The sequence below is a fragment of the Pelagibacterium flavum genome (assembly GCF_025854335.1).
GTDB classification, from domain to species: domain Bacteria; phylum Pseudomonadota; class Alphaproteobacteria; order Rhizobiales; family Devosiaceae; genus Pelagibacterium; species Pelagibacterium flavum.
Map to the genome: position 1 here is coordinate 823,220 of NZ_CP107716.1, position 13,751 is coordinate 836,970.

The following is a 13,751-nucleotide window of genomic DNA, read 5'->3' on the forward strand; positions in this document are numbered from 1 at the left end:
GATCCCTCATATCCCCAGCACGGGCTGGAACAAACGCACGACCCAGCTCTTGAACTTGAGTGGGGCTTCGGTGACGGCAAGGCAGATGCAATCGGCATCGTTCGTGGCGACGGGCTGATGGGTCAGGCTGCCATCGGCGATCTCGATGTCACCGCGCGCGAATTTTCCATCCTCATCGGCAAAGGCGCCCGAGAGGACCAGGGTCATTTCCATGCCGCGATGGGTGTGTTCGGGGACGGGCTTGCCGGCCGGAATGCGCAGGAGGCGCGCAACCGCGCGGCCATCGCGGGTGGGAATGATGAACTGGGCGGCGCCAGGCATGGATTTCCAGCGGATGGCATCGACGTCCGAGCCTACGTAGGAGCGCAAGGGTTCGGGCAGGACCGGCGCCGATCCACCGGAGGTGCCACGACGGGCAGGTTTTGCGGCGGGTAAGGGCGCGTTGGAGATGCGCGCCTTGAGCGCCTGCCAGCCGGCGTCGGCGTCGGGGGCCGGTTCGATGCTGTCGAGCAGTTCGCCGCCCGCGCCCTCAATCATGGCGTAGCGCTCACGGCACTCCGGGCAGATGGCCAAATGGGTGGCGACGGCGAGCGAAAAGCCCTCGGCGAGCGTGCCGGCGGCATAATCGAGCAGGATGTCTTCATCGAGATGGTGGACGATGCTCATGAGCGATCCTCCAGCGCGGTGCGCAACTTGGCGAAGGCCAGACGGATGCGGGATTTGACTGTCCCCAGCGGCAGGCCGAGCTTTTCGGAGATCGTGCCGTGGGAAGCCTCCTCAAAGAACGAGAGCCTTAAGAGCTCAAGCTGCTCGGGGGGCAGAGTTTCCATGGCGCGATGGAGCCGGTCGGCGTCCTCGTTCATATCGAATGCCGCGTCGGCGGGCTTGATCTCGGCGGGAACGAAGGCGGGATCGTTGGGATCGAAATCGGGGCGATTGGCCTTGCGCCAATGGTCGATGCGCTGGTTGCGCGCGATCGTGAAAATCCATGTCGAGACATTGCCCTTATCGGGGCTGTATTGGGCGGCCTTGTTCCAGACCGCCACCATTGTTTCCTGCATCAATTCCTCAGCGAACTGTCCGTCGCGGGAGAGCTTGGCCATGTAGGCGCGCACCCGGGGGCCGTAATAGCGGAACAGTTCTTCAAAAGCGGCTACGTCGCGCGATGTGGCGACTGCAAACAGTTTCTGGCGCATCGCGATATTGAGCGCCTTTTTGTCACTGGGATCGACAGCCATCTTGTCGGTACGCGCAATTCCTCTGGGAGCCGGACGCACAGCATACTCACGCTGCGCCGCCAAGGGCTTTCGAGTTTGGCACGTGGCCGGATCGATTGAAAGGACTGTCGTCATGCACCGATCTACGGCAATGCAAAGGGGGCGGATCACCGGGCGCGAAAGAAAAATTGCTCCCTAGGTGCATCCGAATTGGGGTCTGGCCCGTACCTTAGTACAAACCAAACAAGGACAAGCCGACCCATGTATCTCGATGCTGGCCCCAAGGGACCGACAGGCACCAGGCGTATTGCCGTGATCGGAAGCGGAATTTCGGGGCTTTCAGCGGCCTGGCTAATGAGCCAGAGCCACGACGTGACGCTCTATGAGGCCGATTCCCGGATCGGAGGGCATTCCAATACTGTCGATGTCGACTATGACGGCACGACCATTCCGGTCGACACGGGGTTCATCGTCTACAACGAAGCGAACTATCCCAACCTCGTTGCGATGTTTGACCATCTGGGCGTGCAGACAGAGCTCTCGTGGATGTCGTTCGGCGCCTCGATCGATGGCGGGGCGTTTGAATACTGCTCGGACCCTCTGGGGCTGATCGGGCAGAAATCGAATGTGGTGCGTCCGCGTTTCTGGCGCATGCTCTCCGATATCGTGAAATTTTCGCGCTCGCACCGTGAAATCCTGGCCGATGGCAGCCTCGCGCAGGTGGGGCTGGCCGATTATCTGGCGAAGAACGGGTATTCGGAAAGCTACATCCAGGACCATATCCTGCCCATGGCAGCGGCGATCTGGTCGTCTTCTGCCACCGATATCCGCAACTATCCCGTTCAGGCGTTTGTGCGATTTTTCCTCAATCACGGATTGCTCGATCTTTACAACCGCCCGCTTTGGCGGACGGTGAAGGGCGGCAGCCGGGAATATGTTTCGCGGCTCGTGGCGGAGTTCAAGGGAACGGTGCGGCTTTTGACGGGGGTCCGCCAGATCGAGCGGCATTCAGGCGTCGTGACGATCACCGATACGCGCGGGCACCAAGACATCTTTACCGACGTCCTGATCGCAACCCATGCCGATCAGGCGCTGGCCATGCTCGCCGATGCCGATGAGGATGAGCGGGCATTGCTTGGGGCGTTTGAATACACTCACAACAAGGCTGTGCTGCACACCGACTGCAGCCTGATGCCGAAGCGCAAATCGGTCTGGTCGAGCTGGAACTATATAGGCGAGCGCAAATGGGACGGCGACAGCCCGTTATGCGTGACCTACTGGATGAACAAGCTCCAGAATATCGACAGGAAACATCCCCTGTTCGTGACGCTCAACCCCAGCCGGGAGATCGATCCGGCAACGATCTTTGAAACGTTCGATTACACCCATCCGCTGTTCGACCAGACGGCGATGGCGGCGCAAAAGGAATTGTGGCGCCTGCAAGGGCGTGGTGGGGTCTGGTTTGCCGGGGCGCATTTTGGCTCGGGGTTTCACGAAGACGGGTTGCAGGCCGGACTTGCGGCGGCGGAAGACATGGCCGGGGTGCGGCGTCCGTGGGCGGTGGAGAATGCCTCGGGCCGTATCCATATACACACCGAAAGGGTGGCTGCCGAATGAGCGATGGCGCGATCTATGCAGGAGACGTTGTGCACGTGCGGCACAGGCCGCGCGCGCATACGCTGCGCTATCGCGTTTTTTCGCTGCTGCTCGATCTCGATCGGCTCGAGACACTGGACAAAACCCTCAGGCTTTTCTCCTACAACCGGTTCGGGGTCTTCAGCTTTCGCGATGCCGATCACGGGGACGGGGAGACGGGCGGACTGCGCCGCTGGGCCGAGCGGTTGCTGGCCGATGCAGGGATCGCCGGCGAAGACCTCAAGATCGAGATGCTCTGCTATCCGCGAATTTTCGGATATGTCTTTAATCCCATCACCGTCTATTTCTGCTCGGATGCTCAAGGGGTGCGGGCCATTCTTTATGAGGTCTGCAACACCTTTTACGAGCGGCACACCTACGTGATCCCGGTGAGCGATCACGCCGAGGGGGCGGTGCGCCAATCGTGTGCCAAGGAACTTTACGTTTCGCCCTTTGTGCCCATGCAGGCACAATACGACTTCAAGATCACGCCGCCCAGCGACAAGGTCCAGATCGCCATCAATGAAAGCGACAATGAAGGGGCGCTGCTCTATGCGGCGTTCACCGGCAAGCGCGAGGAACTGAGCGACAGGAGCCTGGGGCGCGCGCTGTTGCGCTATCCGCTGATGACGCTGAAAATCATGGGCGGCATCCATTGGGAGGCGCTCAGGCTCTGGCTCAAGGGCAATCCGGTGTTCATGCACGAAAAGGCGCGCGAAAAGATTTCCCATTCGGTGATCGGAACCGCGCCGGCCGAATAGGCATCAGCGCCGCTCATCGATCCATCACCAATCGGCGTTTTGACCCAAGCGGTGCTTCCTTTAAGCTTGATGCAAATCGACCCTTGAAGGTCGAACATCATGCAAAGAGGAAACATTCATGTCCCATGCCGACATTCTTTCAGCCGCTATGCTGGATGCCGCCGATCTGACCGGCGGGGCGCTCAAGGTGCATTCACCTGTCGATGGCGCGCTGATCGGGGAGGTTGCGACCCATTCGGGCGCAGATGTCGAAAAGATGATCGGTACGGCCAAATCGGCATTTGCCGACTGGAAGCTGGTGCCGGCGCCGCGCCGGGGGGAATTGATCCGGCTGTTCGGAGAGGAATTGCGCAACGCAAAGGACGCCCTGGGCAAGCTTGTGTCCCTTGAGGCCGGCAAGATTTTTCAGGAGGGACTGGGGGAAGTCCAGGAGATGATCGATATTTGCGATCTGGCGGTGGGCCAATCGCGGCAATTGTTCGGGCTGACCATCGCCTCGGAACGTCCCGGTCATTCCATGCGCGAGACCTGGCACCCGTTGGGGGTGACGGGGGTGATTTCGGCATTCAATTTTCCCGTCGCGGTGTTTGCGTGGAATTTCGCGCTGGCGACGGTGTGCGGCAATACCACGATCTGGAAGCCCTCGGAAAAGACGCCGCTGACAGCCCTGGCGGTCAAGAAGATTTTCGACAAAGCCGCGGCCAGGTTCGGAGATGCGCCCGAGGGATTGCTGCAGGTGGCGATCGGCGGGGCCGATGTGGGCGAGGCGCTGACTGCTTCGAAAGACGTGCCGCTGATTTCGGCGACCGGATCGACGCGGATGGGCAAGATCGTGGGGCCCAAGGTCGCAGAGCGGTTCGGCAAGACCATTCTGGAGCTGGGCGGGAACAATGCCATGATCGTGGCGCCGTCGGCGGACCTCGACAATGCGGTGCGGGCGATCGTCTTTTCCGCCGTGGGAACCTGCGGGCAGCGCTGCACCAGCCTGCGGCGGCTGATCGTGCATGAGGATGTGCGCGACCAGCTGGTTGAAAAACTCAAGAGCGTTTATGGCAAGTTGCCGATCGGCAGCCCCCTGGAGCCGGGCGTTCTGGTTGGGCCGCTGATTGACAAGGCAGCTTTTGACGGCATGCAGCATGCGCTGGAAAAAGCGAAGGCCGAAGGCGGCAGGGTGACCGGCGGGGAGCGGGTCGAGGGTGTCGCGGGCGGGCATTATGTGCGTCCGGCGATTGTCGAGATGGTCGAGCAGACAGCCATCGTCAAACACGAGACCTTCGCGCCGATCCTTTATGTCCTGACCTACAGGACGCTCGAAGAAGCGATTGCGCTGCAGAACGATGTGCCGCAGGGGCTTTCGAGCTGCATTTTTTCGACCGATGTGCGCGAGACCGAAACCTTCCTTTCGGCGGCCGGATCCGATTGCGGTATCGCCAACGTCAATATCGGGCCTTCGGGGGCCGAGATCGGCGGTGCATTTGGTGGGGAAAAGGAAACCGGGGGCGGACGCGAAAGCGGGTCGGACGCCTGGAAAGCCTATATGCGGCGCCAGACCAACACGGTCAATTATTCGCGCGAGCTGCCACTGGCGCAGGGGATCAAGTTCGACATCTAGAACCTGTCACGCCGGGGGCGGCCGGCTTTACGCCGTCTCGCCCTCAGCGGTGGCATTGCGCAAGCGGTCGTCGGCAAGCTGGCGGATTTCGGTCAGTTCGGAGATCGTGGTTTCGAGATCGGCGAGTTGGGCGCGCAGAAGGCCGAGGCGCTCATCGACCTTTTCGATGAGCAGCTTGACCTGGGCGGTGCGGGTGCTGTCGGCATCGTAGAGGCTGAGATATTCGGAGATGTCGCGCAGGGTGAACCCCAGCCTCTTGCCGCGCAGGATCAGGATCAGCCGGGCGCGGTCCCGCCGCCGAAACACACGCGTCGAGCCCAGGCGATCGGGTTTCAAAAGCCCCTTGGTTTCGTAAAACCGTATGGCGCGGGTGGAAATGCCGAACTCGTTTGCCAGATCGGTGATAGCGAACAGATCGCGTTTGTCGGCATCGTGCTTGTTCAAGGTGCTATTCCCCGGCTTTGACATTTTTTTCGTAATCCTCGCGCAGATCGTTCTTTGAGAGCTTGCCGATCATGGTTTTGGGCAACTCGTCGCGGAAAATGATCTCGCGAGGCATTTCGAGCTTGGAGAGGCGGTCCTTGAGGAAGTCCTTGAGGCCGCCTTCGGTCAACGATTGTCCGTCCTTGAGCTTTACGTAGGCGACCGGTGCTTCGCCGCGATATTCGTCCTTTACCCCGATCACATTGGTTTCGTCCACGGCAGGGTGCTGGTAGATCGCATCCTCGATGGCTCGCGGATAGACGTTGAAACCCGAGCAGATGATGAGGTCCTTGATGCGGTCGACTAGGAAGACATAGCCATCCTCATCGATATAGCCGACATCGGCGGTGCGCAGATAGCCGTTGGCGGTGAAGGCGGACTTGGTCGCTTCGGGGTTGTCGAAATAGCCGAGCATGACCTGGGGGCCCTTGAGCACGAGTTCTCCACGTTCGCCCTGGGGGACTTCCTGTTCGGGATCTTCGAGATCGACAAAGCGCACGTCGGTGGCCGGAAGAGGCAGGCCGATCGATCCGGGTTTGGAGGGTACACGCAAAGCCGCGCAGGTGACGACCGGCGAGGCCTCGGTCAGACCATAACCTTCGGCGAGAATGGCATCGGACTTTTTGCCGAAGGCTTCGCGGGTTTCGCTGGGAAGCCCCGCGCCGCCCGAAATCGCCACCTCAATGGGCGCAAGGATTTCGGCGGTCGCAATATCCTTGGTGGCAAGCGCGTGCAGCAAGGTGGGGACGGTGGGGAGGACGTTGGGTCTGGTTCGCTTCATGAGGGACAGAAAAGCCTTCATTTCAAAGCGCGGGAGCATGACGACCTGGGCGCCCGAGCACAGCGGCACGTTCATGCACACGGTCATCGCAAAGATATGGAAGAACGGCAGGACGGCGACAATCTTTGAGGGCGGATAGAATATCCCGCAGCCCCATTTGTCGATCTGGCTCATATTGGCGGCGATATTGGCGTGGCTGAGCATGGCGCCCTTGGGGATGCCTGTCGTGCCGCCGGTGTATTGCTGGACGGCGACATCCTTTTCAGGATCGATCTGGACCGAAGTGGGGATCTTGCCCTTGGTGATCAGTTCTTCAAACGAGATGATGGAAGGGGCGGCCGGCGAATTGGCGGTCTTGACGATGTCGTTGGCCTTGAACAGCGAAAAGAGAATCTTTTTCAGTCCCGGCAGGGCATCTGGGAAATGGGCGACGACGAGCTTTTTGACATGGCCTTCGCCGACCAGCTTTTCGGCTTTGGGGAAGGTGGCCTTGAGATCGAGGGTGATGAGAACGGTTGCGCCGGAATTGGACACGATGTGGCTGAGCTCGCTCAGGGAATAGAGCGGGTTGCAGTTGACGACAGTGGCGCCGATGCGCAGCACGGCAAAATAGGAGATCACGTAAAACGGCGTGTTGGGCATCAGGAGCGCAACCCGATCACCCTTTTTGACCCCGAGTTCGGATTGCAGCGCGCCGGCCAGGGCATTGACCTGCTCGCCCAGCCGCCGGAAGGATGTGGTGGCGCCCAGAAAGTCGAGGGCCGTGGCATCGCCCATCTTGGCGCAGGATGCCAGGAGTTGCTCGTGCACCGGGGTCGTGTCGATGGCCGTGTCCCATTCGATACCCTCGGGATAGGCTGTGACCCAAGGATGGGGGGCGCTGACTTGCTTGTTCATTGTTCTCTCCTCCAGCGGATCTTGTGTCCGATCTTGTCGTGAAATTATGTCATGGGATGACGTTAGCGTCAAACAGCGCACGCAGGGCAAGGCTTCTTACCCAGTAGAGCCTCTGGCGGATCGGAGGGGTATTGGTGAGGCTGTGGCTGGCCAGTGGTATCGATGTCTTGAAACGAATCCGTAGCGAAAGCGTTTTAAAGTGAGGCGTGATGTTGCCAACATGTCTGGGATTGAGTGTACTGGAGCAAATGACCCTAGAGGCATCAGGTTGACGTTTACGTCCACAGGTGTATGCTTTATCTGATTTCAGGCGCGTCGCAGATGGCGCGACCGGAGCCCGAACTCGGAAGAAAAGCCGGTTTCACGAGGTTCCGACGTCGATTTTCGGGTGCGCCGGGTTGTAGCCTGGGCACTTCAGGTCAGGGGAGGCCGCCTTATGGTTTTGGCACTTGTCGCGATTAGCATCGTTGCGTTTTTCGTTCTGGCGATCCGTCAGTCGCCGATATGGCAATGGGCGGTGGCCGCTGCGGCCATCGGGGTTCTCGCCATGCTGCGGCCCGATGAGGGGCTGGCGCTTTCGACCAGTGTGATCGGATGGGTGCTGGCCTTGTTGCCGGCCATCATTCTGGGCCTTCTGGCCATTCCCGCCATCCGGCAAGCGGTTCTGACCGGCCCGGCTTACTCGATGGTCAAATCCATCCTGCCGCGCATTTCGCGGACCGAACAGGAAGCGCTGGACGCTGGCACCGTGGGTTGGGACGCCGAAATTTTCTCAGGTCTCCCGGACTGGGATAAACTGCTCGAAATCCGCAAGCCCGACCTAACCGAGGAAGAACAGGCCTTTATCGACGGGCCGTGCGAAGACGTCTGCGCGATGATCGACGATTGGGACACGCGCAACAACCGCATGGATATGCCGCCGGAAGTCTGGCAGTTCCTCAAGGACAAGGGTTTCCTTGGCATGCTGATCGGCAAGGAGCATGGGGGACTGGGCTTTTCAGCCCAGGCGCAAAGCCAGGTTGTCTCCAAGATCGCCTCGCGCTCGATTGCCGCGGGGATCACCGTGATGGTGCCCAATTCGCTCGGGCCGGGTGAACTGCTCGAAAAATACGGCACGCCCGAACAGCAGGGCAAATATCTCCATCGTCTCGCCAAGGGCGAGGAGGTGCCGTGCTTTGCGCTGACCGGGGCGCATGCAGGATCGGACGCGGCGGGCATGCGCGATGTGGGCGTAGTGACCTATGGCGAATACGAGGGCAAGCAGGTCCTTGGCGTGCGCCTCTCCTGGGACAAGCGCTATATTACGCTCGCCCCGGTGGCGACGCTGCTGGGCGTGGCGTTCAACCTCTATGACCCCGACAATCATCTGGGCAAGGGCGAGGACGTGGGCATCACGCTGGCGCTGGTCCCCGCTGATTATCCCGGCGTAGTGATCGGGCGGCGGCATCTGCCGGCGCGCTCGGCCTTCATGAACGGGCCGACTTCGGGCAAGGATGTTTTCGTGCCCATGGAGTTCCTGATCGGGGGCACCGAATATGCCGGGCAGGGTTGGCGGATGCTCATGGAATGTCTTGCGACGGGCCGCGCGATCTCTCTGCCCGCCATCGGCACGGTTTCGATCAAGGCAGCCTTGCGCACCACATCGGCCTATGCGCGTATCCGCCGCCAGTTCGGCATCTCCATCGGCATGATGGAAGGGGTCGGTGAAGGCATGGCACGGCTTGTCAAATCGGCCTATCAGTTCGAGGCCTCGCGCGCCATGACGGCGGCAATCGTCGATGACGGGCAAAAGCCGGCGGTGATTTCGGCGGCGCTCAAATACCGCACGACAGAGGAAATGCGCGGACGGGTCGACGATGCCATGGACATTCATGGCGGGCGCGCCGTGCAGGATGGGCCGTCCAACTATCTGTTTGCGGGCTATCAGACCATTCCGGTAGCGATCACCGTGGAAGGCGCCAACATCCTGACGCGGACGCTGATCACCTTTGCCCAGGGTGCGCTGCGGGCGCATCCCTATCTGCTCAAGGAAGTGCAATCGGCCCAGAATCCCGACAAGCGCCAGGGGCTCAAAGATTTCGATGCGGCGTTTTCGGGCCATATCGGGTTCATGCTGCGCAACATTACCGCTTCGTGGTGGCACAATCTGACCTTCGGGCGGTTTGCCTCGAGCCCGGTCGAGCACGAGCTCAAGGGCTGGTACCGTGCACTGCACCGCTATTCGCAAAGCTTTGCGCTGGCGGGCGACTGGACCGTGGCCTTTCTGGGCGGCGATCTGAAACGCAAGCAGATGCTCTCGGGTCGCATGGCGGACGTGTTCTCGGACCTTTACCTGCTGTCCACGGCGCTCAAGCGCTATGAGGATGACGGGCGGATGCCTGAGGATGTCGCGGTGATCAATGCGATTGCACGCGACCGGATCGCCGGAATCGAGAAGGGCCTGGGCGAAGTTATCGACAACTTTCCCAACCCGTTCCTCAAATTCGCGCTGGGCGTGTTGATCTTTCCGCTTGGACGCCGCGCACGGCCCTCGCGCGACCGGGAGAATTACCGGCTTGCACGTTCGGTGCTGGGCCAGTCGACTTTCCGTGACCGGCTGACGCGGGGCATCTATCTGACCTTCGATCCGGCCGACCGTACGGGCATGCTCGAGGACGCGCTGGTCAAGGTCGAAGCGGCGGCCGAGATCGAAAAGAAGTTCTTCCGGGCCATCAAGAAGGGTGAGATCGATCGTCGTCTTGATCGGGACGCCATTGAAGACGCAGTCTCCAAGGGTATCTTGAGTGCGGAGGAAGCAAAGATCATGCGTGTGGCGGACGAAGCCACCGACAGGGTCATCAAGGTGGATGATTTTGCTGCGGACGCGTTGGCCCGGCCTGCGCACAAGCCGGAAAGTGATTATACCGCGGCCGCCGAATAGGCGGTTGCGGAACTTCCTAAGCCGTTTCACCCTTGTTCCGACCGAGACAGATACGAGAGGAGCCATGCCTTGGCGCAAGCTGATACGCCACAGACCCGACACTGGGACTTTTCAATCGATGTCGAGCAGATCGGCTGGCTGACGCTGGACGTTCAGGACAATTCGGTCAACGTGTTGAGCCGGGAGGTGATTTCCGAGCTCGAGAAACTGGTCGGCCATATCGAACGATTGGGGCAGGCGGGCAGCCTTGTGGGCGTCGTCCTGTTGTCGGGAAAATCGGGCTTTATTGCCGGTGCCGACATTTCCGAATTCGACCAGATGAGCGATCCGGCCATCCTTCCTGAAGCCCTGCGGCGGACCCATGGGGTGTTCCAGCGGATCGAGGATTTGAAAATTCCGTTCGTGTGCGGCATTTCGGGGTTCTGTGTCGGCGGCGGACTGGAACTGGCTCTGGCCTGTCATTACCGCATTGCGGTCAATGACGATGGAACCAAGCTGGGCTTTCCGGAGGTCAATCTGGGGATTTTCCCGGGCTTTGCCGGAACCGGCCGCTCGATCCGCCAGGCCGGGCCGGTCGATGCCATGCAATTGATGCTGACGGGCAAGATATTGCGCGCGTCGCAGGCAAGAAAGCTCAACCTCGTCGACAAGCTGGTGCGGCACCGCGACATGCTGCGTTGGGAGGGCCGCACGGCGGTGCTTTCCAAGCGCAAATCCGAACCCGCGCCGTTCACTAAACGCGCCATGGCACTGGGCCCGATCCGCAAGCGGGTGGCCGACAAGATGCGTGAGGAAGTGGGCAAGAAGGCGCCGAAAAATCACTATCCCGCACCCTATGCACTTATCGATCTGTTCGAGAAATATGGCGACGATCCCAAGCAGATGATCGCCCATGAGATCGATGCCTTCGTGCCGCTGATGGCCTCACCGACGGCGCAGAATTTGCGGCGGGTCTTCTTTTTGTCCGAGAGCCTGAAACGGCTCGGCGTCAAAGGCAAGGATAAGCCCAAATTTGTCCGCGTCCATGTGGTGGGCGCCGGGGTGATGGGTGGAGATATTGCTGCGTGGTGCGCCTATCGTGGCATGGCGGTGACGCTCCAGGACATGGATATGGACCGCATCAAGCCGGCGTTGGACCGGGCCAAAAAGCTGTTCAAGAAGCGTCTCAAGACCAGACAGGCGGTCGACGCGGCAATGGCCCGGCTCGAGCCCGATGTCGAGGGCAAAGGGATTGCCCGGTGCGACGTGCTGATCGAAGCGGTGGTGGAAAAGCTCGAGGTCAAGCAGCAGATCTTTTCCAATGCCGAAAAGCAATTGAAGCCCAATGCGATCATGGCGACCAATACGTCATCGATCGAACTCGAGCGCATCGCCGAGTCACTGGACAATCCCAACAGGCTGATCGGGCTGCATTTCTTCAACCCGGTGGCGCAATTGCCGCTGGTCGAGGTGATCCGCTCGACGCTCAATGACGATGAAGCGATCCGGGTTGGAGCGTCCTTCGTTCTGGCGATCGGCAAGAGCCCGGTCGTGGTCAAGTCCGCGCCGGGGTTCCTCGTCAATCGGGCGCTCATGCCCTACATGCTCGAAGCTATCGACAGGGTGGAAAAGGGCGAAAGTCCCGAACAGCTCGATGCGGCCGCGGTCGCCTTCGGCATGCCTATGGGGCCGATCGAACTCATGGATACCGTGGGCCTCGATGTCGGCGCGTTTGTGGCCAAGGAACTGGGCCAGAAGGTGCCTGAGGACAGCAAGTTCGCAAAGCTGGTTTCGGACGGAAAGCTCGGCCGCAAGTCCGGCCAGGGGTTTTACAAATGGGTGGACGGCAAGGCGCAAAAGGAAAAGGCGCCGGCTCACGCCAATCTTGAAGGGCTGGGGCGTGATCTCGTCCAGCCGCTCGTCGATACAGCAGAAGTTATCGTTTCCGAGGGCGTGGTTGAAAGCGCCGACATGGCCGATATCGGCATGATCCTGGGGACCGGCTTTGCGCCGTTCCTGGGCGGACCGCTCAAGGCACGTGAGGACGGAAGGGCTTAAACATGACACAGACACTGCGCAAAGTCGCCATCGTGGGATCGGCGCGCATCCCGTTCTGCCGCGCCTATACCGGCTATGAAAATGAAACCAATCTCTCGATGCTTTCGACCGCCATTGGCGGGCTGGCCGAAAAATACGGGCTGAAGGGCCAGCGGATCGGGGAAGTGATGGCCGGCTCGGTCATCTCCCATTCCAAGGACTTCAACCTGGCCCGTGAGGCGCTGCTCGATGCGGGCCTGTCGCCGCAAACGCCGGGCACGACAATCCAGATCGCCTGCGGAACGTCACTGCAGGCGGCCCTGACGCTGGGGGCCAAGATCGCGACCGGTGAAATCGACAGCGGTATCGCTGCAGGGTCCGATACCGTTTCGGACAGTCCCGTGGTTCTGGGACCCAAAATGCAAAAGCGCATGATCGCGCTATCGCGGGCCCGGACGACAGGCGAGAAGCTCTCGGTCTTCAAGGGTTTCAACTTCGGTGAAATCACCCCGGTTGCCCCTTCGACCCAGGAGCCTCGGACAGGATTGTCGATGGGCGAGCATTGCGAGTTGATGGCCAAGCAATGGGGCATTTCGCGCGAGGCGCAGGATGTCCTGGCACTGCGCAGCCATCAGAACGCCGCGGCCGCCTATGATGAGGGATTTCACGACGACCTCATCGTGCCCTGTGCCGGCATCTTCAAGGACAACAATGTCCGGCCCGATACCAGCCTTGAGAAAATGGCGACCATGAAGCCCGCTTTCGACAAGAAATCGGGCAAGGGAACGCTGACGGCGGCCAATTCCACGCCGCTGACCGACGGCGCCTCCTCGGTGCTGCTGGCCAGCGAGGAGTGGGCGCGCGAGCGCGGGTTGCCAATCCTTGGCTATCTCACCATGGGGGCCGTTTCGGCCAACGACTTTGCCCATGGCGACGGGCTTTTGATGGCCCCGACCATCGCGGTTTCGGACCTGATGCGGCGGAGCGGGCTGAGCTTTGCCGATATCGACCTGTTCGAGCTGCACGAAGCCTTTGCCGCGCAGGTGCTGTGCACGTTGGCCGCATGGGAAGATCCTGACTACAATCGGGCCGTTTTGGGGCGAGATGATCCGCTTGGAGCCGTTCCTGTGGATAAAATTAACGTGTTTGGCTCCTCTCTCGCATATGGTCATCCTTTTGCGGCGACGGGAGCGCGCATTTTGGGCATGACAGCCAAGATGTTGAATACACTTGAAAAAAGCCGCGCATTGATTTCGGTCTGTACAGCTGGCGGCATGGGCGTGGCGGCAATTGTGGAGAAAGCGTCTTAAACAGTGCTTGTCAAAGCCGTTTGAGCAAGGATAGGCTCCCGCTTCAGATCAACGGGGAATGTTTTTCCCCGTTGTTCGTTGTTTGAGCTGCCCCGTTTCAAAAAAGAGGGCGGCCGTGG

At 60.4% G+C, this 13,751-nt stretch carries 10 protein-coding genes; 6 read left to right on the forward strand and 4 right to left on the reverse strand.

Annotated features, from left to right (window positions below; translation table 11 throughout):
* Positions 1-6: 6 nt before the first annotated feature.
* On the reverse strand, positions 7-666 hold the full coding sequence (locus OF122_RS04140) for a ChrR family anti-sigma-E factor (RefSeq protein ID WP_264226563.1): 660 nt from the start codon (positions 664-666) through the stop codon (positions 7-9).
* Positions 663-1,238 carry a sigma-70 family RNA polymerase sigma factor gene (locus OF122_RS04145; RefSeq protein ID WP_264227602.1) on the reverse strand — a complete coding sequence of 192 codons (576 nt, stop codon included), beginning with the start codon at positions 1,236-1,238 and terminating at the stop codon, positions 663-665. The genes OF122_RS04140 and OF122_RS04145 overlap by 4 nt, the downstream gene beginning before the upstream one ends.
* A 240-nt stretch (positions 1,239-1,478) precedes the next feature.
* Between OF122_RS04145 and OF122_RS04150 the strand changes: the two genes are divergently transcribed.
* The 3 genes from OF122_RS04150 (at position 1,479) to amaB (ending at position 5,225) form a co-directional block, all read left to right on the forward strand.
* Positions 1,479-2,834: an NAD(P)/FAD-dependent oxidoreductase gene (locus tag OF122_RS04150; RefSeq protein WP_264226564.1), complete on the forward strand. Its 1,356-nt coding sequence runs from the start codon at positions 1,479-1,481 to the stop codon at positions 2,832-2,834.
* Positions 2,831-3,613, forward strand: coding sequence for a DUF1365 domain-containing protein (locus OF122_RS04155; RefSeq protein WP_264226565.1), 783 nt, complete (start codon positions 2,831-2,833; stop codon positions 3,611-3,613). The genes OF122_RS04150 and OF122_RS04155 overlap by 4 nt, the downstream gene beginning before the upstream one ends.
* 118 nt (positions 3,614-3,731) lie before the next feature.
* Positions 3,732-5,225: an L-piperidine-6-carboxylate dehydrogenase gene (gene amaB, locus OF122_RS04160; protein WP_264226566.1), complete on the forward strand. Its 1,494-nt coding sequence runs from the start codon at positions 3,732-3,734 to the stop codon at positions 5,223-5,225.
* A gap of 27 nt (positions 5,226-5,252) precedes the next feature.
* Here amaB and OF122_RS04165 read toward each other — a convergent pair whose 3' ends face one another.
* Together OF122_RS04165 and OF122_RS04170 are read right to left on the reverse strand one after the other, a co-directional pair.
* Positions 5,253-5,669, reverse strand: a complete 417-nt coding sequence (locus tag OF122_RS04165) for a MerR family DNA-binding protein (RefSeq protein ID WP_264226567.1) — start codon at positions 5,667-5,669, stop codon at positions 5,253-5,255.
* Between the two features lie 4 nt (positions 5,670-5,673).
* Positions 5,674-7,386: a long-chain-fatty-acid--CoA ligase gene (locus tag OF122_RS04170; protein WP_264226568.1), complete on the reverse strand. Its 1,713-nt coding sequence runs from the start codon at positions 7,384-7,386 to the stop codon at positions 5,674-5,676.
* Positions 7,387-7,822: 436 nt separating this feature from the next.
* Here OF122_RS04170 and OF122_RS04175 point away from each other — a divergent pair, with 436 nt between their 5' ends.
* The 3 genes from OF122_RS04175 to OF122_RS04185 all read left to right on the forward strand — a co-directional run bounded on the left by OF122_RS04175 (position 7,823) and on the right by OF122_RS04185 (position 13,632).
* Positions 7,823-10,306: an acyl-CoA dehydrogenase gene (locus OF122_RS04175; protein ID WP_264226569.1), complete on the forward strand. Its 2,484-nt coding sequence runs from the start codon at positions 7,823-7,825 to the stop codon at positions 10,304-10,306.
* 69 nt (positions 10,307-10,375) lie between these two features.
* Positions 10,376-12,343, forward strand: a complete 1,968-nt coding sequence (locus OF122_RS04180) for a 3-hydroxyacyl-CoA dehydrogenase NAD-binding domain-containing protein (RefSeq protein ID WP_264226570.1) — start codon at positions 10,376-10,378, stop codon at positions 12,341-12,343.
* Between the two features lie 2 nt (positions 12,344-12,345).
* Positions 12,346-13,632: an acetyl-CoA C-acetyltransferase gene (locus OF122_RS04185; protein ID WP_264226571.1), complete on the forward strand. Its 1,287-nt coding sequence runs from the start codon at positions 12,346-12,348 to the stop codon at positions 13,630-13,632.
* Positions 13,633-13,751: the final 119 nt, after the last annotated feature.

What these genes read in the sequence shown, in the direction of transcription:
- OF122_RS04185 (WP_264226571.1), top strand. Translation starts at nt 12,346, where the DNA reads ATGACACAGACACTGCGCAAAGTCGCCATCGTGGGATCGGCGCGCATC.
- OF122_RS04140 (WP_264226563.1), bottom strand. Translation starts at nt 666, where the DNA reads ATGAGCATCGTCCACCATCTCGATGAAGACATCCTGCTCGATTATGCC.
- OF122_RS04170 (WP_264226568.1), bottom strand. Translation starts at nt 7,386, where the DNA reads ATGAACAAGCAAGTCAGCGCCCCCCATCCTTGGGTCACAGCCTATCCC.
- OF122_RS04145 (WP_264227602.1), bottom strand. Translation starts at nt 1,238, where the DNA reads ATGGCTGTCGATCCCAGTGACAAAAAGGCGCTCAATATCGCGATGCGC.
- OF122_RS04175 (WP_264226569.1), top strand. Translation starts at nt 7,823, where the DNA reads ATGGTTTTGGCACTTGTCGCGATTAGCATCGTTGCGTTTTTCGTTCTG.
- OF122_RS04150 (WP_264226564.1), top strand. Translation starts at nt 1,479, where the DNA reads ATGTATCTCGATGCTGGCCCCAAGGGACCGACAGGCACCAGGCGTATT.
- amaB (WP_264226566.1), top strand. Translation starts at nt 3,732, where the DNA reads ATGTCCCATGCCGACATTCTTTCAGCCGCTATGCTGGATGCCGCCGAT.
- OF122_RS04155 (WP_264226565.1), top strand. Translation starts at nt 2,831, where the DNA reads ATGAGCGATGGCGCGATCTATGCAGGAGACGTTGTGCACGTGCGGCAC.